This is a genomic window from Hyphomicrobium sp. (assembly GCF_035572195.1).
Lineage (GTDB): Bacteria > Pseudomonadota > Alphaproteobacteria > Rhizobiales > Hyphomicrobiaceae > Hyphomicrobium_B.
On the sequence record NZ_DATNBA010000003.1, the window covers coordinates 11,068 to 33,860 of the forward strand.

The window sequence follows — 22,793 nt, forward strand, 5'->3', positions numbered from 1 at the left end:
GCCGTTAGTTATCCTGGCCCTTCTGCCCGTACGTTTTGAATTTCTCGACGTTGCGCGTCATCTCAGCGTCGTCGAGAAGGTGCGGCGCACCGCCAAGTGCCAGAAGCTTATAATATTGCTCCGCCAGAACCTCGACTTCGAACGCGAGTTCGAGCGCTTCCGACAGCGTCGCGCCGAGCGCAATCTGCCCGTGATTGGCCATCAGGCAGGCGTTGCGTTCCTGCAGACCTCGGGCGACGTGGCGCGCCAGCTCCTCCGTTCCGAACGTCGCGTAGGTTACGCACGGAATGTCTTTGCCGCCTGCAACGGCGACCATGTAATGAAACGCCGGTATCGGCTTCTGCGCACAGGCTAGAACCGTCGCATACGTCGAATGCGTGTGCACGAGGGCATGTGCGTTCGGTCGCGAGCGATAAACGCCAAGATGAAAATGCCATTCGCTCGACGGCTTCAATTGGCCGCCCGGAACACTGCCGTCGGCCGCGACGAACACGATGTCATCGGGCTCGGTATCCTCGTAGCGTTGCCCCGATGGCGTGATCAGCATGCCGTCCTTGAACCGGCACGAGACGTTGCCGGAGCGTAGCGGCGAAAGGCCAGACCGGTTCATCGCCAGTGCCGTGGCGACGATGTCTTTCCTTAGTGCCTTCTCACTCGGCCGTTTTGCTTTTGTCATGCGGCGGCGCTTTTCTTTTCAGGGTAAAGCGACAGAAGTCCTTGCCGCGATGCCGCGCAAACGCCGCGCTCTGTGATCAGACCCGTCACCAGTCGCGCCGGAGTTACGTCGAAGGCCGGATTTCGCGCTGGTGTTCCTTCAGGAGAAATCGCGACGGACGCGATGTCGCCATTCGACAACCGGCCCTGCACGTTCAACACCTCGTCGGCGCCGCGTTCTTCGATCGGAATGTCGGCGCCCTTCTCAATGCTCCAGTCGATCGTCGAATAGGGTAGCGCGACGTAGAACGGCACGGCGTTGTCGTGCGCCGCAAGCGCTTTGAGATACGTGCCGATCTTGTTCGCGACGTCGCCGCCCGCCGTCACGCGATCGGTCCCGACGATGACCAGATCAACATCGTCGCGTTGCATGAAGTGCCCGCCCGCGTTGTCTGCGATGAGGCTATGCGGCACGCCGTGCTGCAGCAGCTCGAACGCGGTCAACGCCGCGCCCTGATTACGCGGCCGTGTTTCATCGACCCAAACGTGGACCGGAATTCCCGCGTCGTGTGCCTGGTAGATCGGCGATGTCGCCGTGCCCCAATCGACGCAAGCCAGCCAGCCGGCATTGCAGTGCGTCAGGATGTTGACGGGACGGCCATCTTTTTTCTCAGCCAAATCCTTGATCAGCGCGAGCCCGTTGAGCCCGATGTGCCGGCACATCTCGACATCATCTTCTGCGATCGCGCCCGCCCGAGCGTAGGCGGCAGCGACGCGGGCGTTGACAGCCAAGGGCGCGAGCGTCGCCCGCATGTCTTCGAGCGCCCAGCGCAAATTGACCGCGGTCGGCCTTTGCACGGCGAGAAATTTCACGGCATGGTCGAGCGCCGCATCAGATGCGTCGGCTCGCATCGCCAGCGCTACGCCATAAGCCGCCGTCACGCCGATCAGCGGCGCGCCGCGCACCTGCATCGACTTGATCGCATGCGCCGCATCCTCGACCGTTCGCAACGTCACGCGGTCAATCTTATGCGGTAGCAAAGTCTGATTGAGAATGCCGACCGACCAGCCGTCTCGCTCCAGCCAGATCGTCCGCGATGGCACGCCGTCAAGCTTCATAGCTGACCTCCGCCGATGACTTCGTGAACGAGACGATCTCGCCCGCGGCTGCCTCCGCTCGCGTTTGAAGCAGCATGTGAGCCCCTGGAATGACGACCATCCTCGCGCCGCCCTTGGTGATAATGGCATTTTGCATAGACTTTTTTGGAACCAGCCAATCGTCGCGCCCGTGGAGCGCGAGGACGGGACAGCGCAGCGCCCCGAAGTCGTCTCTCACATCCACGTCCGCCATCGCCCTGAAACGCGCCGCCCGCAAGGGCCTCGGGATCGTCCGGACGATCTCGTCGATTCTCCTGGTCAATTCGGCATCGCCATAGGGGCCAATCAGTATAGCATTCCTGATCTTGGCGGGCGTCGCCATGGGGTCGACGTTTGCCGCCCTCCGAATGAGCCAGCTGGGCCACGGATTTTTGACGAACGTCGCCGCAAGCACGATGCCCTTGATCTGCTCGCCAAGCTGCTTCGCGACGCGAACCGCAACCGGACCGGAAAACGACTCGCCGAGCAAGAAAACCTTCCGCTTGCCAATCGCATTGCGGACAAGCTCGGTATATCCGGCATACCCCAATGTCGGGTCTGGCGGATAGCGAACGATGCTTACGTTCAGATCTTCCGTAAGAAATGGCGTGACCCAGTCAAATAAGTCTCCTGTGCCATCGAGGCCCGGCAGCAGAACAATCTCTGGTGCATTGGCCGCCATGGTCAGATTGGTTGCGGCCCCCGCATCGGAATCTGCAGCGTCGCTTCAAGCCCGCAGCCGGCGCATTTAAGCACGTACCACTCCGAATAGGGGCGAGCCGATTGGTCGATGATTTCGAGCCCCGCCGCGGCGCAGACCGGACAATTGCAGGGTGCATCGGGATCGGCCCGCCACGCGGCAACGCAAGCCATCGCCTCCGCTATCCGTTCCATTGGCAAACCGACTGTCACGCTAATGTCCTCCGAAGGCTACCAGCGCATGACTTTGAATGTCGAGCGCGCCTAGCCGCTTCATGCCGCCTAGATCGGGCAGATCGACGATGAACGTCGCACCGACGATGGTACCGCCTGAGCGCCGAACAAGTTTAACGGCCGCTTCCGCCGTGCCGCCCGTTGCAATCAGGTCATCTACGATCAGCACGCGCCAGCCCTTCTCGATCGCGTCTTCATGGATCTCGATCACGTCAACTCCGTACTCGAGCGTATACTCCTGCCCGATCGTCTTCCACGGCAGCTTTCCCTTCTTGCGGATCGGAATGAAGCCACATTCCAAACGGTCGGCGATAGCGCCGCCCAGGATGAAGCCGCGCGCCTCGATGCCGACCACTGCGTCGACTTTCTCGTCTTCGAACGGCTTCGCCATGCTTTTGATGGCCTTTTTCAGGCCTTTCGGATCCGCCAGCAGCGTCGTGATATCCCGGAACATGATCCCGGGTCTCGGGTAGTCTGGGATCGTCCGGATGAGGTCTTCGAGATCTTTCAAGTGCTGCACTCCCGCCCAATTGACGGCGCAAAATAGCAATAACTCTCGCGTCTAGGTAGCTGTACCACAGCGCTGATGTAGCGGATGATTTAAGGCCATCGGCAGACGAGCTTGCGTAAGGGACATCGAGATGGCAACTCAAGGCCAGGGCGCGGCTGTCGATCTGGATTTCGGTCTGTTCTCGGATGAATCGTCCGACGACCTGCCGAGAACGTTGCGCCGCGAGAAGGAAGCGAGAGCCCGAGAAGCACGCGAACGCGCTGCTCAGGAGCGCGCCGCAGCCCCCAGCCTGTCGACGGGCTCGGACGATTATTCCGGTCCCCGGCCGCAAGTCTACCGTTCGGCCGACATTGAACCGCGTGGCGACGATCATCCGCCTCCCGCCACGGTCCGCCGCTTCGACGTACCCTTCGTGCACCTTGTGACATTTTTTATGAAGGCGGTGCTGGCGGGAATTCCTGCCCTCATCTTGCTCGGCGTCATTCTTTGGTTTGCCGGCGCACTGGTGCAATCGCTGTTTCCCGCATTGATCAAAATGAAAATTCTGATCGGCTTCGGCTGACGAGCGCCGTCATTCCCCCCGGTCGCTTCAACTTGTAGACGCGACCCGGCGAGTCGCGTACGCCGGGAAGGTGCCGTCACGATCCGGGGGGAAACATGAAACGCACCGCTTTCACAGTCGCCGCGCTTGCCGTTTTTGCTGCAGCATCGATATCGGCAGCTGCTGACGATACCGGCGGTGCCAGCATGCACGATCTTCATAAAGAAGGTGGTCGCACCTGCATGGTTGATCACCTTCATGCCGGCACTGCCGAAGGAAAGACCAAGGCCGCCGCTAAGTCTGCGGCCATCAGGGAATGGTACGCCTACACGGCCGGTGAATACGGCTCGGACTGGGCAAGCTGGGGAAAGTCGGCCGCCAAGAAAGTGACGTACGCCAAAGCCGATGCCGGCTGGAGCGCCACCGTCGCGTCGCGCCCTTGCAAATAGCCGTCCGCGACTAGGAGATTTCCTCGGTCACCTTTTGCCACTTGGCCAGCCGCTACCCGAGGACGCGCCCTGCGACGGCATCGAGCTTCTTCAGGACCTCAGGGTCGCGCGCTTCCACAGGCGTGATGACAGCCACTTCGAGTGCACGGTCCGATCCAATCGGACAGGCCGGATGTTCGCGCGGAAAATCACGCGCCAGGCGCCCCACCAGCCGCTGCGCCTTCTCGGTATTGTTCTTCATCACGGCTAGAATGGCGGCGACGTCGACGTCTTCGTGGTCATCGTGCCAGCAATCGTAGTCCGTCACCATAGCGACGCTCGCGTAGCAAATCTCGGCTTCGCGGGCGAGTTTCGCCTCCGGCATGTTCGTCATGCCGATCACATCGCAATTCCACGACCGGTAGAGATTGCTTTCGGCGCGAGTTGAAAACTGCGGTCCCTCCATTGCGAGATACGTGCCGCCGGAATGAACCTTGACTTTCTCCGCCTTCGCGGCCTTTTCGAGTGCCTTCACGAGCAGCGGACTGACTGGATCGCCCATGGCAACATGCGCCACGCACCCCTTTCCGAAAAATGATGTCTGACGCGCAAACGTGCGATCGATGTACTGATCGGGCAGAACGAAATCGCCGGGCTTGTATTTCTTTTTCAGCGATCCGCAGGCCGAGACCGAGATGAGATCGGTGACGCCGGCGCGCTTCAAGACATCGATATTGGCGCGGTAGTTGATGCCGCCCGGCGGCAGTTTATGCCCGCGACCATGACGCGGCAGGAACCGGATTTGAAGTCCGTCGATCTCAGCAAAGAGAACATCGTCCGAGGGCAATCCCCACGGACTTTCGACGTGCCGCCACTCCGGTTCGGAAAGCCCCGGCAGATTGTAAAAGCCGCTTCCCCCGACGATACCGAGAACAGATTCCGTCATGCACTACCTCAAGCTGGTCATTCGCGCGGCGTAAATGACATCTGTTCAATTGAGAGCAAAAATTCCGCAACGGCGCAACTCGACGGAATAACGCAATACGCGTCCCGCACCGAAAACGTCCCAGTACCAAAGTATGACAGCAATACACCTTACCCGCGAATTTGCGCAGCTCAAGATATTGAGTGGGCTATAGTTCGCGCCTCCGGGGCCTGCCGTCACTGAACGACGCGATATCACATGGTGATCGAGGAAAGGTGAAACCCATGAATCTCGTATCAATGATCATGCAGCTTCTCGGCCCGTCAATTATCAATCGCCTTGCAGCCAGTCTCGGGGCCAATCAGGGTCTCGTAGGAAAAGCAATATCTGCGGCGGTTCCAGCTATTCTTGCCGGTCTTACGAGCATGGCATCGCGGGGAGGTGGCGCGGCGCAGCTTTCGAACGCTGTCGCCAAACAAGACCCGTCGATCCTCAGTAATCTTGGCGACTTGATCGGCAGTCCCCAACAGCAAACCGTCGCTGAAAACGGCACGGACATTTTATCGTCACTGCTCGGCGGATCGTCGACGAATGCGCTCGCCGGCGCACTCAGCAAGTTCGCTGGTTTGAGTGGAGCGCAAGGCAGTTCACTGCTCGGCATGCTCGCGCCGGTCGTGCTCGGTCAGCTCGGCCAAGCGCAGAAAAGTTCGGCCCTCGATGCCGGAGGCCTGGCGAACCTTTTGAATAGCCAGAAGGACAATATCGCCAACGCGCTTCCGTCGGGTTTCTCGAAACTGCTCGGTGGCACCGGTATTCTCGACTCGTTGGGCGACAGATTGAAGACAAGTGTCGAACCGGCCCGGGCCACTGCCAGCCAGGGCCTTCCGCTCCTCAATAAGTGGCTTATGGCGATCGCGCTCGGCGTGCTCGGCATCCTTCTGCTCACGAGTTATGGCTGCAATCAGAAGACCACCGAAAAAGCCACTACGCCCGAAACCCCACCCGCCGCCACAACGCCGGCCGAAACTCCAATGAACGCCGATCTCAGCGGCACGACTTCAAAAGCGCTCGACGGCCTGACAACGGCACTCGCCGGCATCACGGATGAAGCAACCGCGAAGGCAGCCGTCCCACAGCTTCAGGACATCGCCAAGCAGATCGAAGATGTGAAAACCGCCGCGGCACCGCTTTCCGCCGACGCCAAAAAGCCGATCGCCTCGCTCGTGGCAAGCTCGCTTCCAATCATCACCGCAGCGGTCGAAAAGGCCGTTGGCATTCCGGGCGTCGCGGCAATCCTCAATCCAATACTGCAACCACTCGTCGCCAACCTCGAGGCGCTCTCAAAAGTCTGACGCTCTAGGCAACCGCATCAGCAAATAAAAAAGGCCCTGCAAGGGGCCTTTTTTTCATAGCTTTTGTCAGCGTTGGATTCAGTGCTTCAACGTCGACCAGATGCGCTTCTTGCCGAGGTAGAGAAGCCCCGTCGTGACGATCAGATACAGAATGACCTGCCAACCGATACGCTTGCGCTGATCGAGCGACGGATCGGCAGCCCACGACAGGAAGGCAACCACGTCGCGGGAATAGTTGTCCAGCGTCGGCGGCGTTCCGTCCTGGTAGGTCACGGCCCCGTCCGCGAGCGGCGGCGGCATGGCGATCTGATGTCCTGGGAAGGCCTTGTTGTAGTACTTCCCCTCGACCAGTTGGAATCCGGCCGGCGGGTCACTGAAATCGGTCAGCAGAGCGTAGACATAGTCGGCGCCGCCTTCCTGATAGCTCTTGAGGATGTCCCCTAGCATCAGGAATGGGTGAATCCACCAACTCGGATTGCGTTCGACACCCCGAGCCTTTGCAATCAACGACAGATCCGGCGGTAAGGCACCGTTCTGAGCGGCGCGGGCTTCGTTGTCATTGTGATAAGGACCGCGGATCGGGTCCGATAACAGCGGGGGACGCTCGAACATCTTGCCTTCAACGTTCGGGCCATCGGTGATCTGGTGCGGCCACTCGGCGGCAAGCTGCTTTACGGCTGGCTCGGGAAACTCCGGTCCGCCAGGCTGCACGAGGTTGCGAAACGAAAGCCGATCCAGCCCATGACAGTTGGAGCAGACTTCTTTGTAGACCTGGAAGCCGCGCTGCAGCTGAGCCTTGTCGAACTGGCCGGTGAAGCCTGAAAACGCCCACGGCTGACGTGCGATTTCCGGGTGACCCGCCTCCGCGGCCAATGCGGAACCTGAGATCAGCATCGCCGCAAGACTAGCGCCGAGAGCCTGAGCGAAACGCTTCATCATCGATCTCTCTCCTGTCAGCGCGCTTGTGGCGCAGCAGTCGCGCCTGACGGTAGCGCCGCCCCGTTTCTGCCGAGCACCGCCTCCGTTATCGAGCGCGGCAGTTTTTTGGGTGTCTCGAGCAGGCCGACGATCGGCATCACCACGAGGAAGTACAGGAAGTAGCAAACCGTGAAGATCTGGGCCCACGTTACGTACACCCCTTCGGCGGGCTTCGAGCCGAGATACCCCAGCGCCACGCAAGTGAATGCAAAGAACCAGAAGAACCATTTGAAGATCGGCCGGTACTTTGCCGAGCGCACGCGCGACGTATCGAGCCACGGCGAGAACGCCGTGATCAACACCGCCGAGAACATCGCGACGACGCCGCAAAGCTTGGCATATTGCCCGAGCGGGATGCCGAGGAACGAGCTCGTGAAGGCTCGCAGGATTGCGTAGAACGGCAGGAAATACCACTCCGGCACGATGTGCGGCGGCGTCACCAGCGGGTTCGCTACGACATAATTGTCGGGATGGCCGAGATAGTCGGGCACGAAAAACACGAACCAGGCGAACAGGATCAGAAACGCGAACAGGCCCACCGCATCCTTCGACGTCGCGTAAGGATGCATCGGAACGGAATCGCTCGGCTCCCTGATGTCGAGCCCCGTCGGATTGTTCTGGCCGGCCGTGTGCAGGGCCCAGATATGGAGGACGACGACACCCGTCAAAACGAACGGCAGCAGATAGTGAAGCGAGTAGAACCGATTGAGCGTCACGCCGGAGACCGAGTACCCGCCCCACAGCCACTCGACGATCGCGGTGCCAAGACCGTTATAAATCGTATCGAGCGCCGAAAAGAGGTTGGTGATGACCGTTACGCCCCAGAAACTCATTTGCCCCCAGGGAAGCGTGTAGCCCATGAAAGCAGTGGCCATCATCACCAGCAGGATGACGACGCCGAGAATCCACAGCACTTCGCGCGGTGCCTTGTACGAGCCGTAGTAGAACCCGCGGAACATATGGATGTAGACGGCGAGGAAGAACATCGATGCGCCGACGGAATGGAAATTCCGGATCATCCAGCCGTAATTGACGTCGCGGCGAATGCTCTCGATGGAGTTGAACGCTTCGGCGGCGCTTGGCTGATAGTGCATCGCCAGAATGACGCCCGTTACGATCTGGGCTACGAGGCAAAAACTCAAGATGCCGCCGAACGTCCAGAGATAGTTGAGATTGCGCGGCGTCGGAAAGTCGACGAACGATCCATGCATAAGGCGCGCGACCGGCAGCCGTTCATCCCACCATTTTCCCCAGCGCGAGGTCGGCACGTAGCTCGAAGTATGACCACTCATCGTAGCGAAGCTCCCTAGCCGATCTTAATCTTGGTGTCTGAGGTGAACGCGTAGGGTGGCACTTCGAGATTGCGCGGCGCCGGTCCTTTGCGAATGCGGCCGGCGGTGTCGTACTGCGAACCGTGGCAAGGGCAGAACCAGCCGCCGTATTCACCGCGTTCGTCACCCATGGCCTGACCTTTCGGAATGCAGCCCAAGTGCGTGCAGATGCCGACAAGAATGATCCAGTTTTCGTGGCCTTCCTTGGTGCGGTTGGCATCGGTCGCCGGCTCATCGACCGGCAAATCGTCGTTGCGCGCCAAGGCGTCGGGAAGATTTTTGACGTCGACGTTCACAGCCGACTCGATTTCCGCCTTCGTGCGGTTGCGGATGAAGATCGGCTTGCCGCGCCACATCGCGGTGATCGCTTGCCCTTCCTTGACCGGAGACAAGTCAATATCGACTGAGGAGAGCGCCATCGTACTCGCATCCGGGTTCATCTGCTGGATGAACGGCCACAGGAGCGAGGCTGCGCCAACGGCGGCAAACGCGTTGCCGGCGACCACAATGAAATCCCTGCGGTTCGGCTCTAAGGCGTCAGTGGTCACGGCTGCCTCCGGTTTGAAACGCTTGGGAGCGACTGTAAAAAGCTATGCCGGCTGGAGTGAGCCCCTGCTCCCTCAGTCCGGCCGCCCGACTCAAGATCCAGTAAATTTTTTTTACCCTCGCCGCCGTTCTGACAGCGTTTGGTCCGGCCCTCAAGGCCGCCCGCGTCCCAATACGGGAGGCAATTTGGCGCATCGGGAGAACTGGACAGCAGCGCACTGTGCAATGACGGTCCGCGATCATGCGTTTAGCGCTCTACCAGCCCGATATCGCCCAAAACACCGGGACGATCCTTCGCTTGTGCGCGTGCCTCGACGTTCCGGTCGATGTCATCGGTCCGACAGGCTTCGACATGAGCGACCGAACGTTGAAACGGGCGGCGCTCGATTATCTCGACCACGTCGATCTGACGCGCCACGCGAGCTTCGCCACGTTCATGGAGCAGCGCAACACGGCCAAGCCTTCTGGCGGACGGCTCATCCTTCTGACGACGCACGCCAGCATAGGCCATTGCGACTTTCAATTCAGCAAGGACGACACCTTGATGCTTGGGCGCGAAAGCGCCGGCTGTCCCGACGCGGTGCACGATTGTGTCGATGCACGCATTGCCATTCCGATGCGGCCGGGACTTCGCTCTCTCAACGTCGCCCTTGCCGCCGCGATGGTGCTCGGCGAAGCGCTGCGTCAGACAGACGGCTATCCACGATAGCTCCATGCTATAGCGCCTGTCGCAAACGTGACATGCGAATACGGCATCTCTCGGGGATCGTCCTTGACGGGGCCCGGCGAACCATGCCGCTCGACACGATCCTGGCAATCGCCGGCGCGGTCTCTGCGCTGCTTCTCGTCGCTGGCTTGCTCGCCGGCATTATCTCCGGAAAAAACAACAACACATGGCGCATCTGGCCGGCGCCGCCCGTCGGATCGCTGAAGAGTTTTGCCTTCTGGACGCTGTTCCGGACGCTGAATGTCGTCGTCCTCGTCTTGTCGATTGAACGCCTCGCGGCGACTCGGATTGTCGCCGACCCACTCGCGATACTGCGCTTGGGGTTCGCCGCGGCTTCCGCGGTGGCGGGCGCCGCCTATGTCTACGCGCTTTGGTCTCTCGGCCGCGAGGCGACGTACTGTCAGGCGAGCGGACTGGCGACCCGTGGTGTCTATCGGTGGACGCGCAATCCGCAGTACGCAACAGCCATCGCAGCGTTTGCCGCGCTCGGCGTCGCGGCGAGTGCTTGGCATGCGACGTCGCTCGCCGCCGCCCTTGTCGCCGTTTACGCGCTGATGGCGGTAGCGGAAGAACCCTGGCTCGAGGCGAGCTACGGCCGCGAGTACCTCGACTACAAGGCCGAAATCCCGCGCTTTTTCAATATTCTTCACGCTTGGACGGAACTGTCCGCCGTCGTGGCGCGGCAATTGCCGTTGTTTGCAGATAGCCGGCACGACAAGGGATAGCTGGTCAGCAGCCGGCTTATTCCGCCGCCTCGCGCGCCAGAAATCCGCCCGATTGGCGCTGCCACAGCTGCGCATAGAGGCCGCCCCGGTTCAAGAGCTCGGCGTGCGTACCTTCTTCGACGATCCGCCCTTCTTCCATCACAACCAGACGGTCCATCATCGCGATCGTCGAGAGCCGGTGCGCAATGGCGATGACGGTCTTGCCGCGCATTAGCGTCACCAGACTCGATTGAATCTCCGACTCAACCTCGGAATCGAGGGCACTCGTCGCCTCATCGAGAATGAGGATCGGCGCGTTCTTCAAAAGCACGCGCGCGATCGCGATGCGCTGGCGCTGTCCGCCCGACAACTTCACGCCGCGCTCGCCGACGTGGGCATCGTATGCCCGGCGTCCCTTCATGTCCTCGAGATCGGCGATGAAACCTACCGATTCAGCTTGGCGCGCAGCGGTGATGACGTCGGCTTCGCTGGCGTTCGGGCGGCCGTAAAGAATGTTGTCGCGGACCGAACGGTGCAGCAGCGACGTATCCTGCGTCACCATCCCGATTTCGGCCCGCAGGCTATCCTGCGTGACATGCGCGATGTTCTGCCCGTCGATCAGAATGCGGCCGGCCTCGACGTCGTAAAAACGCAGCAACAGGTTGACGAGCGTCGACTTGCCGGCACCCGAGCGGCCGACGAGCCCGACTTTCTCGCCCGGCCGAACCGTCAGCGACAGCGCCTCGAGAACACGCGGCGGAGCATCCGTCGAAGCCGCCCGGCCAGCTCCATAGTGGAAATGAATATGATCGAAACGGATCTCGCCGCGTGGCACCTTCAACGGCTGAGCGCCGGGCGCATCCTGCAGCAGGTTCGGCCGCGCGATCGTCTCCATGCCTTCGTGGACAATGCCGATGTTTTCGAAAACGTCGGCAATCGTCCACATCACCCAGCCCGACATCGCGACGATACGGATCACGAGCCCGCTGACGACGGCGATATCGCCGATGCTGACGTACTGCAGCGTCCAAAGCCAGATGGCCGCGCCGCAGGCCCCGACCAGCAGGCAGCCATTCAGTAGGTAGAGCGTCATCTCCATGCCCGTGATCAAGCGCAGCGACGCCTGCCATTTCGACATCTGATCCGTAAGCGCGGCGCGCGCATAGGCATCCTCGCGTTCGGCATGAGCGAAGAGCTTGACCGTCATGATGTTCGTGTAGCTGTCGACGATGCGGCCGACGAGCATCGAGCGGGCTTCGGACGCCTCCGTCGAGCGCGCCTTGATGCGTGGCACGAAATAGAAGAGCGCCAGCGTATACGCGGTCACCCACGCAAGAAGCGGGATCGTCAGCCGCAAATCGGCGGCAGCGAAAAGCAGCGCGGCTCCGAAAAACTGCACGCTCGCATACCAGAGCGCGTCGATCAGCTGGATGATGCTTTCGCGCAACGCCGTTCCGGTCTGGATGATCTTGTTTGCAATCCGGCCGGCGAAATCGTTCTGAAAGAATCCGAGACTTTGCCTGAGCACGTAGCGGTGTGTCTTCCAGCGGATGCCGGTCGTCACCGTCGGTGTCATCATCTGGTTCTTGATGAGATCGTGCGCCGTCGAGACTATTGGGCGCAGAATGAGGGCGACGGCCGCCATCAGCAGCAGCATCGTGCCGTGCTCGGTCATGAAGGTCGACGGATCGGTGCTTGTGCGCATCCGGTCGACGATCGAGCCGACGAACGCCATTAGCGCTACCTCGATAGACGAGCCGAGGAAGCCCGCGATCAGGAGCATGACGAAGAACGGCCAGAGCGGCTGTATGAAAAACCTGTAGAACGCGAAAAGCGTGTCCGGCGGGCGCGTCACCTCGCCGGCCGCGAACGGGTCGATACGCGTCTCGAACCAGGAAATAATGCGATTGAACATGGGCCTATAATACGCAAAGCCGGACGCAATCGCGAGACGGAGACCCGACTGCCGACGGTGACCGGATATTGATCGTGGATGCGGGTTAGGGCTAAGGGTCTTTTCCGTCAAAAACAAGACACGGTACAAAAATCTCCATGAACGCACCCGAAACGCCACTGGAAGAAAAAAAAGCGACCGCGCGCTCCTGGTTCGAGCACTTGCGACACGACATCGTCGCGGCATTCGAAAAGCTGGAAGCGGGCCTTCCTGAATCGGCGCCGCATGGCAGCGATGCGCCGGGCCACTTCGTCGTGACGCCGTGGGCACGCACCGATTATGCCTCGGGAGGTAGTGACGGCGGCGGCGGCGTAATGTGCATGATGCACGGTCGCGTTTTCGAAAAAGTTGGCGTTCATACCTCGACAGTCCACGGCGAATTCGCGCCCGAGTTCCGCAAGCAAATTCCAGGCGCCGAGGAAAGCCCGACCTTTTGGGCCTCCGGAATTTCAGTGATAGCCCACCCACGCAATCCCAACGTGCCTGCCGTTCATATGAACACGCGCATGGTCGTGACCAACAAGTGGTGGTTCGGCGGCGGCGCCGACCTGACGCCCGTTCTCGACAAGCGCCGCGTCGAGGGCGACGCCGACACGCTGGCTTTTCACTCGGCCATGTACGGCGCTTGCGCGGCTCACGCGATTGCCGACTACGCAAAATTCAAAACATGGTGCGACGAATACTTCTTTCTGCCGCATCGAAACGAAATGCGTGGCGTCGGCGGTATCTTTTACGATTATCTGACGCCCTCGGAACCAGACGGCGGCTGGGACGCCGCATTTGCCTTTACGCAGGATGTCGGCAAGGCGTTCCTCGGCGTCTATCCGATGCTGGTGCGTGGTAACTATGCGATGAGCTATTCCAACGACCAGCGCGAGGAGCAGCTCGTCCGCCGTGGCCGCTACGTCGAGTACAACCTCCTCTACGACCGCGGCACGACCTTCGGCCTCAAAACCGGCGGCAACGTCGAAAGCATCCTGTCGTCCATGCCCCCGGTTGTGAAGTGGCCGTGACCGTGCCGCCGAAATGCCGCGGCACGCCGGGGCTCGCGCCGCTCCGCCGCAGTTGTCACGCCGCAACGGCTTGCCACATGATCAGCAGTTCTTTACCCGCCAAAGCCGCCAACGTCCCGATATTTCAAACTCCAAGGAAATTGATATGGCTTCGCTTTTCGGGCCCTTGCAGGCCGGCGCATTCAAGCTGAGAAATCGCATCGTGCTCGCACCGTTGACGCGTTGCCGGTCGAGTGCCGGTCGTGTGCCGAACGACTTGATGCGCGAGTATTACGTCCAGCGCGCTTCTGCTGGTCTGATGATATCGGAAGCCACCTCGGTATCGGCTATGGGCGTCGGATATCCGGACACTCCGGGCATCTGGTCGGAAGAACAGGTCGGCGGCTGGAAACGCATCACGGAAGCCATTCATGCCGCCGGTGGCACGATCCTGTTACAGCTCTGGCACGTCGGTCGCGTTTCACATCCTGATTATCTCGGCGGCGCTTTGCCGGTTGCGCCGAGTGCCATAGCCCCGACGGGCCACGTAAGCCTGATGCGTCCGCTGCGCGATTATGTCGTGCCGCGCCCGCTCGACCTCAATGAGATTCCCGGCATTGTCGCGGAATATCGCCGTGGCGCCGAGAACGCCAAACGCGCCGGCTTTGACGGCGTCGAAGTACATGGCGCCAACGGCTATCTACTCGACGAGTTTCTGCAGGACAGCACCAACCTCCGCACCGACGCGTACGGCGGGTCGATAGAGAATCGTGCCCGCTTGATGCTTGAAGTCGTCGATGCCTGCATTGCCGTTTGGGGCGCAGACCGGGTGGGTCTGCATCTCGCCCCCCGAGGCGACGCAGTGTCAATGGGTGACAGCAATCCTCTCGCGACATTCGGATACGTGGCGCAAGCGATGGGCCGCCGCAAGATTGCGTTCCTTTGTACGCGCGAGAGTCAGGGGCCGGATTCGATTAGCCCTCAGCTCAAGAGGATGTTCGGCGGCGCGATGATAGCCAACGAGAAATTCACCAAGGAAACCGCCGAGGCCGCGATCGAGGCGGGAGTGGCCGATGCCGTCGCTTTCGGTCAGCTCTACATTGCCAATCCGGATTTGCCGGAACGCTTCAAGCTCGGTGCGCCGCTCAATAAGCCCGATTCGTCAACGTTCTACGCGCAAGGCCCCAAGGGCTACACCGACTATCCGGCACTGGCCCACGAGACGGTCTGACCGCCGTCAGCGCCCGGCGGCCCGCAGGCTCGCGGCGCGATCGAATGCTTCTGAGAATTCACGCGCTCCGGGCATCGTCATGCCATCGCCCATGCGCCGGTCGAGTTCGGCTTGAAGCTCAGATCCGGTGAGCCCGATTACCATTTTGTTTACGTAGTAGGCGCGCCGGTCGAAGAAGTTCGGCGTCGGCGCCCTCGACCCGGGTGTCTGCATCATTTCAAGACCGGTCATCGGGCCGGCCAAATTCATCAGTTCGATTTCAGCCCCCGAAAGCGAAGGGTGGCCGTGCTTCTCGGCGATGTCCTTCAGTGTCTTCAGCTTCATCGCCTGCAGCATCGGCCCGATATCGCTGTCAATGTTGATCGAATGCACGCCCATGCCAGGAGGCGTCTTGGCATACGCCCGATGCCGATCCCATTCGAAGGGCACGCGCTTGCAGTTTGCATACATCCTCTTCATCACGGCGATCTTGTGCTTCAGCAAAGCAATGCGCTCAGGCGTGTTGTCCCGCTCGTGGAGCTTCTCGTTCAGACGAGCAATAAACGTCGTGCCGCTTCGAGAAACCTCGTTTACCGAATTGGCGTCGAGCAACTGCGCATATCCAAGGGCGCTCGAAATCGGGCGTCCCCCTTTATTTGAGGGATGGACTCCGGATTGCATGTCGTATGTACCGACGCCGCCCGTTTCGAGCGCATAAACGCGCACAACTTCTTCCTTAGTGAGCCCAAGCGCTGATGCCTCCTCGGCATAGCGCAGCTTGAACTCTTTCTCGGACACGCGCTCGGGCGTAAAGTTGTAGACGCGCTTCGCCGCGGCCAAATAATCGGCGACCGTTGCAAGCTCTCTCGTTGGCTCAGGGCTCTCCTGCTTCTGAACTTCAAGGAACTGATTGTATTTCTTGGCGAGCTCCCCGGCTAGATTCGGGCCTTTGTATTTGGGAGGGAAACTCATCACGTAGTCGTCCGCATCGAACGGGACTTTGGCGGAACGCTTTTGCCGCCGTACACGCCGTTTTGATTCGATGGCATCCCAATAGGTATCGAGTTGGCGATCGTATGAGTGCCGCGCCGTTTTCCAATCCTGAAATGCGTCGAGTTCGGTCTCCGACAGCGAGGTCAGAAAATCGATCGTGGAAATGGCGTGAGCAGGCCGCATCCCGCCGAACCAGAGAAGCGCAAGGATTAGCATCCAAAGGCTTAGCCCACGCCCCGGCATCCGCCTGTTCGCCAGGCGCGGTCGCAGTTTGCAAGGGATGTCGGTACAAAGTTGCGGCACAATTTAACCGTAGCGTGATTCAGGAGCGTTCGGCCACCCTGTCGTGCCGCGCTTCGACTTCGGTTATGATCTCGAAATGAGCCCTCTTTCCGCCACGAATGTGACGACGCCTGCCCTTAGTGCGTCTGAGTTCGAGAGATTGGCCCGTTCGCGCCTCTTTCAATCTCCCCCAGCGCTCGACGCGCCAATAGCGCCGGGCGACGATGATCTCGATGGTCGCGCCGCCTCGTTTCCCACAGACCTCACAGCCGCGGCCGTGCTCGTGCCCGTCGTTGCCGGTTCTGCCCTCAGCTTGATTTTGACTGAGCGGACGGAACACCTGTCCTCGCATGCCGGGCAGATCGCCTTCCCTGGCGGCAGAATCGAATCGCATGATGCGACACCGCTCGAAGCAGCGCTTCGCGAAGCTCACGAAGAGATCGCTCTTGATCCGGCATTCGTCGAGCCGCTCGGCTATCTCGAAACCTACCGCACCGGAACAGGCTTCATCATTTCGCCCGCCGTCGCGTTGGTGCGCCCCGGCTTCAAGTTGACGCCCAACCCGGCTGAGGTCGCAGACGTTTTCGAAGTGCCGTTGGCTTTTTTGATGAGCGAGGCCAATCACCGGATCGACAGCCGGATTTGGCGTGGCGCCGAACGGCGCTTCTATGCGATGCCCTACGGCGAGCGCTATATTTGGGGTGCCACCGCCGGAATCATCCGGACGCTCTATCGGAGACTGTTCACTGCATGATCCGTATCGTCATTGAGAACATATTTTTGTTCATGCTGCCGACGGTCCTCTACCTTGCCTGGGTTGCTTTCACCGAGAACGAATGGGCGGGATTGCCCACCGTCGTACGCGAAGCACCGCTGGTGCGGCTTTTCGTGGCCGGTGCCGCGTTAATGCTTGGCACGCTCGTCATGTTCTCGTCGCGGTCCCACAACAGCCCGCAGGACGTCTACGTACCACCCTCCGTCGAAGACGGCAGAATTGCCCCCGGCCATACCTTGCCTCCGCCGCAGCCAGAACCCGCAAAGCCATAATCCCATGTCGGAAACCTTTGTCAGAGCCCCTCGCGTCAACGGCGCTTGGCTCCATTCCGCAGCGATCGGCAAAGTATTCGCCGCTCTCGAGGCCGGAAAGGCCGAAGCGCGCATCGTCGGCGGCGCCATTCGCAACGCTCTCATCGATCGCCCGGTCCACGAAGTCGATATCGCGACGACGGCAGTGCCTGAAGAGGTCATGCGCCTTGCTCTCGAGGCCGGCCTCGGCGCGCATCCGACGGGCATCGACCACGGCACCGTCACCGTCGTCGCCGACGGCGTCCCTTTCGAAGTGACGACACTCCGGCGCGATGTCGAAACCGATGGACGACACGCCGTCGTCGCCTTCACGACGGTTTGGCAAGAAGACGCAGCGCGGCGCGATTTTACGATCAATGCCCTCTACTGCGGCAAGGACGGGACTCTCTACGATCCGGTCGGAGGCCTCGACGACCTGCGCAAGCGTCGCGTGCGCTTCATCGGCGACGCGGAGGCGCGTATCCGCGAAGACTACCTTCGCATTCTGAGATTCTTCCGTTTCAGCGCCGCCTACGGCAACGGTCAGCTCGATCGCACCGGCCTCGCGGCAGTAATTGCGCTGAAGGATGGCCTGTCGCGACTATCGCCCGAGCGCGTCCGCGCCGAAATCTTGAAATTGCTCGCGGCACGCAATGCGGCGGAAGTCGTCAGTGCAATGCACGAAAGCGGCGTGCTGCAGTTGGCGATCCCGACGACTGCCGATCCCGAACGGCTCACACGGCTGCAGGCCATCGAGCGCGCGCTCGGTCAGCCCCCGGATGCACTTGCCAGGCTCGCAGCGCTTGCCGTCGATGAGCCGTCACAGGCGCTGAGCCTCGCGCAGCACTTGCGGCTATCGAACGCCGAATCCGAAGTACTTCAGAAGGCTGCCGTCATTCACCCCGCTCTCGATCCGGCGACGCCCGAAGCAGCAGCGCGGACTCTCCTCTATCGGTTGGGACCCGATACCTTTTACCGGGCCGTACGCCTCGCCTGGGCGCGTTCCGGTGCGGCGGCTGGAGATACAGCCTGGCGCATCCGGGCCCTGCTGCCGGACCGCTGGAAAGCGCCGAAAATGCCGTTCACTGGAGCTAACGTCGTAGCCCTAGGCGTGCCTCCCGGACCGCCGGTCGGCTCGGTACTGAAGGCCTTCGAAGACTGGTGGATCGCGCAAGATTTCACCGCCGATGCCGCGCGCCAAATCGCCAAGCTCAAGGAGCTTGCTGCATCTGCACATAGTTAACGATATATTAAAATTCGCTTCACCTCGACTTTTGCTCAGGGTAAGGTCCCGCCGCCGCGGGGTCTCGGTAATGTAATGCGTCGAGGAAATACCCTGATGAACAGTGTCCATCGCGAACGCGAGCGTTCGTTGAAGTTCGTTCAAATTGTCTTCGCCGTTTTGGCTTTGCTTAGCCTTGTTGCGGCACTCGCCGTTTCGACCCGCGGCGTGGACCTTGGCCTGCCCGAAAGATCGACCTACCCGATCGCGTTGGCGTTTCTATTGATCGGCGTGATCGATACGGTGCTGCTCTTTGCGTGGGAACATATCTTCCAGCGCATCGAACTCTAAAGGCGCACGCGACCACCAACGTCTGGAAAATCGCCGGCCGGTGCGGTCGCAGACAAGCCGCCGCACGGGCCGTCATACGCCTGTAACATGAATCCGGTCCTTCCCGTCGCATGAAGTGCATTGCGACTGGGGGGCTGAATTGAGCGCACCGAACGCGGAGCTGAACTACCGCGCAGTCTTCATTTCCGATGTCCACCTCGGAATGCGCAATTGCCAGGCTCCGGCCCTTCTCGATTTTCTCAAAACCGTCGAGTGCGAGGTCCTCTATCTCGTCGGCGACATCGTCGATTTTTGGAAAGTTCGCCGCGGCCCGCACTGGCCACAAAGCCACAACGACGTTCTGCAAAAGCTGTTGCGCAAGTCCCGCAAGGGCACCCGCGTCGTTTTCATTCCCGGTAATCACGACGATGGACTGCGTGATTATTCCGGCATGAATTTCGGCGGCATCGAGTTGCGCCGCGACGCAATGCACGACGGCGCCAACGGCAAGCGCTACCTCGTTCTGCACGGCGATGAATTCGATGTCGTGGTTCGCTACGCGCGTTGGCTCGCGTTCCTCGGCGACCGCTCCTACGACGTTGCGCTGGCGCTCAATGTGCCGCTGAATTTCGTGCGACGCATACTTGGGCTCGGCCATTGGTCGCTCGCCGCGTTTTTGAAACTCAAGGTCAAGAGCGCCGTCAACTACATCGGCGAATTCGAAGACGCTCTCTCGACAGAGGCACGCCGGCGCGGCGCCGAGGGCCTGATCTGCGGTCACATCCATCACGCCAACGAACGCATGATCGACGGTATTCATTACCTCAACTGCGGCGACTGGGTCGAAAGCTGCACGGCCGTCGCCGAACGCTTCGACGGCACATTTGAAATCATCCGCTGGACCGACGCGGTGGCCGAACGCGCCTCGCAAACGTCGCCCGGCCGCCGGTTCATCGAAGCTGCGTGAGGTCATTGCGCCGGCCGTAGAACGCCGACAGCGAACGGAGAGAGCACGAGTGAATATCGCAGCCAAAGTCTTGGAGCCGACCAGTGTCGACCTGCTGAGCGAGGCGGTGCATCAAAACCATGCGCTCAGCCCGGCAGGCCTTCTCGAACGAACGTTCACCTTCGCCTTCCGATCGATGGTCTACCCGCAAATTTGGGAAGACCCGCGCGCCGACATGGAAGCGCTCGAACTCACGAGCCAAAGCCGCGTCGTCACGATCGCTTCGGGTGGTTGCAATGTGATGAGCTACCTCGCCGCCAATCCGGCGCAGATCTACGCCATCGATCTCAACCAGACGCACATTGCACTGCTGAAACTGAAGCTCGCCGCCGCCCGGCACCTGCCGAACCACACGACGTTCTATCGCTTCTTCGGCGCCGCAGATGACCGTCGCAACGTCCAGCTTTATCACGACCTCGTCGCACCACATCTCGATGCCGGCGCCCGCGCCTACTGGGAAGGCCGCGATATCACCGGCCGCCGCCGCATCTCGCGCTTCGCTCGAAATTTCTACCGCTATGGCCTGCTCGGACGATTCATCGCGACAGGACACCTCGCGGCCCGCGTGTTCGGCGCCAATCCAAAGCGCATGCTCGAGGCGCGCACGATCGAGGAACAGCAGGACATCTTCGCTCGCGAAATCGCGCCGGCTTTCGATCATCCTGTGCTGCGCTGGATCACGTCGAACCGCGCTTCGCTTTTCGGGCTCGGCATTCCGCCGGTACAATACGACGCGCTGTCGGGTGGCGGCGCCCGGCCGATGGCCGATGTTTTGAAAGAGCGCGCCCATCGCCTCGCGACCGGCTTTGACCTCAAGGACAACTATTTCGCCTGGCAAGCCTTCGGCCGGCGCTATGCCGCTGGAGGCGCGGGACCGTGCCCGCCCTACCTCGACAAAGAAAATTTTCTGGCGATCAAGACCCGCACGAACCGCGTGACCGTCATCCACGACAACATGATCCGGTTTCTTTCAAACGAGCCTGCGGGAAGCCTCGATCGCTACGTGCTGCTGGATGCGCAGGATTGGATGGACGACGGCGCGTTGAATGCGCTTTGGAGCGAGATCACGCGCACCGCCCAGCCGGGCGCACGCGTCATCTTCCGCACGGCGGGCGAGGCAACCATTCTGCCGGGCCGCGTCTCCAGCGCCATCGTCGAAAATTGGACGTACGACGCGGCACGATCGGCCGAGATCCACGCCAAGGATCGCTCGGCCATCTACGGCGGCTTCCACCTTTACGTCAAAGCCAGCTGAGGCATCCCATGTCGGATAGCGCCGCCGCGATGGATGCGATCTACCGCCACCAGCGATTCATTTACGACCTGACACGCCGCCCCTATCTGTTCGGACGCGACCAGATGCTCGCCGGACTCGAGCCGCCGCCCGGTGGATCGGTGCTGGAGATCGGATGCGGAACCGCCCGCAATCTTCTCTGCGCGGCGCGCCTTTACCCCGACGCTGAATTTTTCGGCATCGACGTGTCGGAAGAAATGTTGAAGACGGCGCAGGCGTCGGTCGCTCGCAGCCCGTTTCGCGATTCGATCCGTGTCGCCCACGCCGACGCAACGGCGTTTTGCCCGCGAAGCATTTTTCGCCTCTACGCGGCCGATCGAATTTTCATTTCGTACGCGCTGTCGATGATCCCGGCATGGGAGGCCGTGATCGAGCGGGCCATCGGCCAGCTCGCACCACGCGGCGAACTTCACATCGTCGATTTCGGCACGATGGAAAGCATGCCCCCGCTACCGCGCCGGATCATGCGCGCCTGGCTCGCACGGTTCAGCGTGATACCGCGCGCCAATCTCGAATCCGCCGTTCGCCAAGCTGCCAGCCGTCATGGTCGCACGGCCACATTCCGCCAAGGCCGTCTTGGCTACGCGGCGCATGCCTGCATTGGTCAAAGCCTGGCGTAGCCGGCGCCGCAGCGCTTTTCAGCTGACGTGCGGACCACGCAGTTGCTGCAAGGCATTCTCTATTCTGCGCCAATCGTCCGCGACGTGCTTGTCGCCGCGCTGCTCGAATTGCCGAACCATTTGCGCCGCTTCGGCCAGCGCCTTGGCACCGTAGACCTCGTAAAGCTTGCGCGCGTGGGCTTGAACTTCGACTGCGTTCATCTGGCGTGCCTCCTCGACGATTTTCCGGGTACAATTAATGTAGGAGGCGGAGGCGCAATCGGAAGTCTCGAAGTTAGCATTAGCACCACACGGCAGCGGCCCGTTTCCGCGCAAAAGCCCCGCGAGGTCTTCGGGGGCTTTCACAATCATTGGTCTTGGCTGACGGTAGCTATGCGTTACGGGTTTGCTGTGGCAGCCGGCGCCGCGCTTGCCGCCGCCCCGTTGGTCACGATCTCCGCAACGAGTGCCTTTTCTTCTGCCGGGATTTCTGCAGGAGCTGCCGGGGCTTCGGCGGCCGCCGCCGGTTCCGGTTGCGCTTCCGGCGCTGCCTCGGTGGCCTCTGCCGGTGCAGCCTCGGCTGCTGCTGGCTCAGGTTCCGCTGCCTCAGCCGGTGTCGCCTCAGCCTCTGGTGCTGCTTCGGCTGTTGCCGCCTCGGCGTCGGGTGCTGCTTCAGCCGTTGCCGCCTCTACCGCCACTTCTTCGGCTGCTGCTTCTTCCGCTACCGGCGCGTCCGCGGCCGCTTCCGCAGCACCGTCCGCTGCAGCGGGCTCTGCTGCATCCGAAGCGGCCTCGGCTTCAACCGGAGCCGCCGCTTCTTCAGTTGCTTCAGCACTCTCAGTTGCAGTGCTCTCCGCGGCGACCGCCTCAGCCGGCGCCACTGCGGCTGCAAGTTCATCGATGGCGTGTTCGACAGCTTTCATCGCCTTGAAATCTGACGTGGCCTCAATGCGCGCGCGAACGTCGTCGTGTAAGCCTCTGAGCTTGGACAAAATATCGTCCGACATCTATTCTTCCTTTCTTCTTGGGGTTTTGAGAATAAGTTCAGCCTTCATCGGCGCATGACTGACCATGCGGAT

At 61.0% G+C, this 22,793-nt stretch carries 27 protein-coding genes; 14 read left to right on the forward strand and 13 right to left on the reverse strand.

Translation table 11 applies throughout. From position 1 onward, the window contains the following. Positions 1 to 4: 4 nt before the first annotated feature. From VN623_RS00255 to VN623_RS00275, 5 genes are read right to left on the reverse strand one after another with little or no spacing between them, the layout of a single operon-like run. Positions 5 to 676 carry a class II aldolase/adducin family protein gene (locus tag VN623_RS00255; protein ID WP_325566911.1) on the reverse strand — a complete coding sequence of 224 codons (672 nt, stop codon included), beginning with the start codon at positions 674 to 676 and terminating at the stop codon, positions 5 to 7. Continuing rightward, positions 673 to 1,773 (reverse strand): S-methyl-5-thioribose-1-phosphate isomerase, encoded by a 1,101-nt coding sequence (gene mtnA, locus VN623_RS00260; protein WP_325566913.1) that lies wholly within the window; start codon positions 1,771 to 1,773, stop codon positions 673 to 675. The genes VN623_RS00255 and mtnA overlap by 4 nt, the downstream gene beginning before the upstream one ends. Then, positions 1,763 to 2,473 (reverse strand): alpha/beta hydrolase, encoded by a 711-nt coding sequence (locus VN623_RS00265; RefSeq protein ID WP_325566915.1) that lies wholly within the window; start codon positions 2,471 to 2,473, stop codon positions 1,763 to 1,765. The genes mtnA and VN623_RS00265 overlap by 11 nt, the downstream gene beginning before the upstream one ends. A 2-nt stretch (positions 2,474 to 2,475) precedes the next feature. Then, on the reverse strand, positions 2,476 to 2,703 hold the full coding sequence (locus VN623_RS00270; RefSeq protein WP_325566917.1) for a hypothetical protein: 228 nt from the start codon (positions 2,701 to 2,703) through the stop codon (positions 2,476 to 2,478). Between the two features lies 1 nt (position 2,704). After that, positions 2,705 to 3,244, reverse strand: coding sequence for an adenine phosphoribosyltransferase (locus tag VN623_RS00275; RefSeq protein ID WP_325566919.1), 540 nt, complete (start codon positions 3,242 to 3,244; stop codon positions 2,705 to 2,707). A gap of 121 nt (positions 3,245 to 3,365) precedes the next feature. Here VN623_RS00275 and VN623_RS00280 point away from each other — a divergent pair, with 121 nt between their 5' ends. Continuing rightward, the gene (locus tag VN623_RS00280; protein WP_325566921.1) at positions 3,366 to 3,797 is read left to right on the forward strand and encodes a hypothetical protein; all 432 of its coding nucleotides are present in this window, start codon (positions 3,366 to 3,368) and stop codon (positions 3,795 to 3,797) included. 95 nt (positions 3,798 to 3,892) lie between these two features. Then, complete coding sequence (locus tag VN623_RS00285; RefSeq protein WP_325566923.1) at positions 3,893 to 4,225, forward strand: hypothetical protein; 333 nt, start codon at positions 3,893 to 3,895, stop codon at positions 4,223 to 4,225. A gap of 52 nt (positions 4,226 to 4,277) precedes the next feature. Here the strand turns inward: VN623_RS00285 and VN623_RS00290 are convergent, their stop codons facing one another. Further along, the gene (locus VN623_RS00290; protein WP_325566925.1) at positions 4,278 to 5,150 is read right to left on the reverse strand and encodes an S-methyl-5'-thioadenosine phosphorylase; all 873 of its coding nucleotides are present in this window, start codon (positions 5,148 to 5,150) and stop codon (positions 4,278 to 4,280) included. Between the two features lie 263 nt (positions 5,151 to 5,413). Here VN623_RS00290 and VN623_RS00295 point away from each other — a divergent pair, with 263 nt between their 5' ends. Next, complete coding sequence (locus VN623_RS00295; RefSeq protein WP_325566927.1) at positions 5,414 to 6,481, forward strand: DUF937 domain-containing protein; 1,068 nt, start codon at positions 5,414 to 5,416, stop codon at positions 6,479 to 6,481. 78 nt (positions 6,482 to 6,559) lie between these two features. Here the strand turns inward: VN623_RS00295 and VN623_RS00300 are convergent, their stop codons facing one another. From VN623_RS00300 to petA, 3 genes are read right to left on the reverse strand one after another with little or no spacing between them, the layout of a single operon-like run. Continuing rightward, positions 6,560 to 7,420: a cytochrome c1 gene (locus VN623_RS00300; RefSeq protein WP_325566929.1), complete on the reverse strand. Its 861-nt coding sequence runs from the start codon at positions 7,418 to 7,420 to the stop codon at positions 6,560 to 6,562. 14 nt (positions 7,421 to 7,434) lie between these two features. Continuing rightward, a complete protein-coding gene (locus tag VN623_RS00305; protein ID WP_325566931.1) occupies positions 7,435 to 8,751 on the reverse strand; it encodes a cytochrome b in 1,317 nt (438 codons plus the stop codon). Positions 8,752 to 8,765: 14 nt separating this feature from the next. Further along, positions 8,766 to 9,338: a ubiquinol-cytochrome c reductase iron-sulfur subunit gene (gene petA, locus VN623_RS00310; RefSeq protein WP_325566933.1), complete on the reverse strand. Its 573-nt coding sequence runs from the start codon at positions 9,336 to 9,338 to the stop codon at positions 8,766 to 8,768. Between the two features lie 239 nt (positions 9,339 to 9,577). On the opposite strand from petA, the gene VN623_RS00315 reads away from it, so the two are divergent. Both VN623_RS00315 and VN623_RS00320 read left to right on the forward strand, forming a co-directional pair. Next, on the forward strand, positions 9,578 to 10,045 hold the full coding sequence (locus tag VN623_RS00315; protein WP_325566935.1) for a tRNA (cytidine(34)-2'-O)-methyltransferase: 468 nt from the start codon (positions 9,578 to 9,580) through the stop codon (positions 10,043 to 10,045). A gap of 83 nt (positions 10,046 to 10,128) precedes the next feature. Further along, complete coding sequence (locus VN623_RS00320) at positions 10,129 to 10,788, forward strand: methyltransferase family protein (RefSeq protein WP_325566937.1); 660 nt, start codon at positions 10,129 to 10,131, stop codon at positions 10,786 to 10,788. A 16-nt stretch (positions 10,789 to 10,804) separates the two neighbouring features. Here VN623_RS00320 and VN623_RS00325 read toward each other — a convergent pair whose 3' ends face one another. Beyond that, positions 10,805 to 12,682 carry an ABC transporter ATP-binding protein gene (locus VN623_RS00325; protein WP_325566939.1) on the reverse strand — a complete coding sequence of 626 codons (1,878 nt, stop codon included), beginning with the start codon at positions 12,680 to 12,682 and terminating at the stop codon, positions 10,805 to 10,807. 137 nt (positions 12,683 to 12,819) lie between these two features. On the opposite strand from VN623_RS00325, the gene hemF reads away from it, so the two are divergent. Continuing rightward, on the forward strand, positions 12,820 to 13,734 hold the full coding sequence (gene hemF, locus VN623_RS00330) for an oxygen-dependent coproporphyrinogen oxidase (protein ID WP_325566941.1): 915 nt from the start codon (positions 12,820 to 12,822) through the stop codon (positions 13,732 to 13,734). Positions 13,735 to 13,879: 145 nt separating this feature from the next. Continuing rightward, a complete protein-coding gene (locus VN623_RS00335; RefSeq protein WP_325566943.1) occupies positions 13,880 to 14,944 on the forward strand; it encodes an alkene reductase in 1,065 nt (354 codons plus the stop codon). Between the two features lie 6 nt (positions 14,945 to 14,950). On the opposite strand, the gene VN623_RS00340 is transcribed toward VN623_RS00335, so the two are convergent. After that, positions 14,951 to 16,132, reverse strand: coding sequence for a hypothetical protein (locus VN623_RS00340; protein WP_325566945.1), 1,182 nt, complete (start codon positions 16,130 to 16,132; stop codon positions 14,951 to 14,953). Positions 16,133 to 16,295: 163 nt separating this feature from the next. Between VN623_RS00340 and VN623_RS00345 the strand changes: the two genes are divergently transcribed. The 7 genes from VN623_RS00345 to VN623_RS00375 all read left to right on the forward strand — a co-directional run bounded on the left by VN623_RS00345 (position 16,296) and on the right by VN623_RS00375 (position 21,735). Next, positions 16,296 to 16,952 (forward strand): CoA pyrophosphatase, encoded by a 657-nt coding sequence (locus VN623_RS00345; RefSeq protein WP_325566947.1) that lies wholly within the window; start codon positions 16,296 to 16,298, stop codon positions 16,950 to 16,952. Beyond that, positions 16,949 to 17,245 carry a DUF6111 family protein gene (locus VN623_RS00350; protein ID WP_325566949.1) on the forward strand — a complete coding sequence of 99 codons (297 nt, stop codon included), beginning with the start codon at positions 16,949 to 16,951 and terminating at the stop codon, positions 17,243 to 17,245. The genes VN623_RS00345 and VN623_RS00350 overlap by 4 nt, the downstream gene beginning before the upstream one ends. 4 nt (positions 17,246 to 17,249) lie before the next feature. Then, the gene (locus tag VN623_RS00355; RefSeq protein WP_325566951.1) at positions 17,250 to 18,506 is read left to right on the forward strand and encodes a CCA tRNA nucleotidyltransferase; all 1,257 of its coding nucleotides are present in this window, start codon (positions 17,250 to 17,252) and stop codon (positions 18,504 to 18,506) included. Between the two features lie 96 nt (positions 18,507 to 18,602). Further along, complete coding sequence (locus VN623_RS00360) at positions 18,603 to 18,836, forward strand: hypothetical protein (RefSeq protein ID WP_325566953.1); 234 nt, start codon at positions 18,603 to 18,605, stop codon at positions 18,834 to 18,836. A gap of 139 nt (positions 18,837 to 18,975) precedes the next feature. Then, the gene (locus VN623_RS00365) at positions 18,976 to 19,782 is read left to right on the forward strand and encodes a UDP-2,3-diacylglucosamine diphosphatase (protein ID WP_325566955.1); all 807 of its coding nucleotides are present in this window, start codon (positions 18,976 to 18,978) and stop codon (positions 19,780 to 19,782) included. 49 nt (positions 19,783 to 19,831) lie between these two features. Next, positions 19,832 to 21,076, forward strand: a complete 1,245-nt coding sequence (locus tag VN623_RS00370) for a DUF3419 family protein (protein WP_325566956.1) — start codon at positions 19,832 to 19,834, stop codon at positions 21,074 to 21,076. An 8-nt stretch (positions 21,077 to 21,084) separates the two neighbouring features. Then, the gene (locus VN623_RS00375) at positions 21,085 to 21,735 is read left to right on the forward strand and encodes a class I SAM-dependent methyltransferase (protein WP_325566958.1); all 651 of its coding nucleotides are present in this window, start codon (positions 21,085 to 21,087) and stop codon (positions 21,733 to 21,735) included. An 18-nt stretch (positions 21,736 to 21,753) separates the two neighbouring features. Here the strand turns inward: VN623_RS00375 and VN623_RS00380 are convergent, their stop codons facing one another. Both VN623_RS00380 and VN623_RS00385 read right to left on the reverse strand, forming a co-directional pair. Continuing rightward, positions 21,754 to 21,936 (reverse strand): hypothetical protein, encoded by a 183-nt coding sequence (locus VN623_RS00380; protein ID WP_325566960.1) that lies wholly within the window; start codon positions 21,934 to 21,936, stop codon positions 21,754 to 21,756. Between the two features lie 176 nt (positions 21,937 to 22,112). After that, complete coding sequence (locus tag VN623_RS00385) at positions 22,113 to 22,721, reverse strand: hypothetical protein (protein WP_325566962.1); 609 nt, start codon at positions 22,719 to 22,721, stop codon at positions 22,113 to 22,115. Positions 22,722 to 22,793 lie beyond the last annotated feature (72 nt).

What these genes read in the sequence shown, in the direction of transcription:
- VN623_RS00360 (WP_325566953.1), top strand. Translation starts at nt 18,603, where the DNA reads ATGAACAGTGTCCATCGCGAACGCGAGCGTTCGTTGAAGTTCGTTCAA.
- mtnA (WP_325566913.1), bottom strand. Translation starts at nt 1,773, where the DNA reads ATGAAGCTTGACGGCGTGCCATCGCGGACGATCTGGCTGGAGCGAGAC.
- VN623_RS00295 (WP_325566927.1), top strand. Translation starts at nt 5,414, where the DNA reads ATGAATCTCGTATCAATGATCATGCAGCTTCTCGGCCCGTCAATTATC.
- VN623_RS00355 (WP_325566951.1), top strand. Translation starts at nt 17,250, where the DNA reads ATGTCGGAAACCTTTGTCAGAGCCCCTCGCGTCAACGGCGCTTGGCTC.
- VN623_RS00305 (WP_325566931.1), bottom strand. Translation starts at nt 8,751, where the DNA reads ATGAGTGGTCATACTTCGAGCTACGTGCCGACCTCGCGCTGGGGAAAA.
- VN623_RS00380 (WP_325566960.1), bottom strand. Translation starts at nt 21,936, where the DNA reads ATGAACGCAGTCGAAGTTCAAGCCCACGCGCGCAAGCTTTACGAGGTC.
- VN623_RS00280 (WP_325566921.1), top strand. Translation starts at nt 3,366, where the DNA reads ATGGCAACTCAAGGCCAGGGCGCGGCTGTCGATCTGGATTTCGGTCTG.
- VN623_RS00340 (WP_325566945.1), bottom strand. Translation starts at nt 16,132, where the DNA reads ATGCTAATCCTTGCGCTTCTCTGGTTCGGCGGGATGCGGCCTGCTCAC.
- VN623_RS00325 (WP_325566939.1), bottom strand. Translation starts at nt 12,682, where the DNA reads ATGTTCAATCGCATTATTTCCTGGTTCGAGACGCGTATCGACCCGTTC.
- VN623_RS00320 (WP_325566937.1), top strand. Translation starts at nt 10,129, where the DNA reads ATGCCGCTCGACACGATCCTGGCAATCGCCGGCGCGGTCTCTGCGCTG.
- VN623_RS00385 (WP_325566962.1), bottom strand. Translation starts at nt 22,721, where the DNA reads ATGTCGGACGATATTTTGTCCAAGCTCAGAGGCTTACACGACGACGTT.
- VN623_RS00345 (WP_325566947.1), top strand. Translation starts at nt 16,296, where the DNA reads ATGAGCCCTCTTTCCGCCACGAATGTGACGACGCCTGCCCTTAGTGCG.
- VN623_RS00300 (WP_325566929.1), bottom strand. Translation starts at nt 7,420, where the DNA reads ATGATGAAGCGTTTCGCTCAGGCTCTCGGCGCTAGTCTTGCGGCGATG.
- VN623_RS00255 (WP_325566911.1), bottom strand. Translation starts at nt 676, where the DNA reads ATGACAAAAGCAAAACGGCCGAGTGAGAAGGCACTAAGGAAAGACATC.
- VN623_RS00350 (WP_325566949.1), top strand. Translation starts at nt 16,949, where the DNA reads ATGATCCGTATCGTCATTGAGAACATATTTTTGTTCATGCTGCCGACG.
- VN623_RS00285 (WP_325566923.1), top strand. Translation starts at nt 3,893, where the DNA reads ATGAAACGCACCGCTTTCACAGTCGCCGCGCTTGCCGTTTTTGCTGCA.
- VN623_RS00375 (WP_325566958.1), top strand. Translation starts at nt 21,085, where the DNA reads ATGTCGGATAGCGCCGCCGCGATGGATGCGATCTACCGCCACCAGCGA.
- hemF (WP_325566941.1), top strand. Translation starts at nt 12,820, where the DNA reads ATGAACGCACCCGAAACGCCACTGGAAGAAAAAAAAGCGACCGCGCGC.
- VN623_RS00335 (WP_325566943.1), top strand. Translation starts at nt 13,880, where the DNA reads ATGGCTTCGCTTTTCGGGCCCTTGCAGGCCGGCGCATTCAAGCTGAGA.
- VN623_RS00265 (WP_325566915.1), bottom strand. Translation starts at nt 2,473, where the DNA reads ATGGCGGCCAATGCACCAGAGATTGTTCTGCTGCCGGGCCTCGATGGC.
- VN623_RS00315 (WP_325566935.1), top strand. Translation starts at nt 9,578, where the DNA reads ATGCGTTTAGCGCTCTACCAGCCCGATATCGCCCAAAACACCGGGACG.
- VN623_RS00290 (WP_325566925.1), bottom strand. Translation starts at nt 5,150, where the DNA reads ATGACGGAATCTGTTCTCGGTATCGTCGGGGGAAGCGGCTTTTACAAT.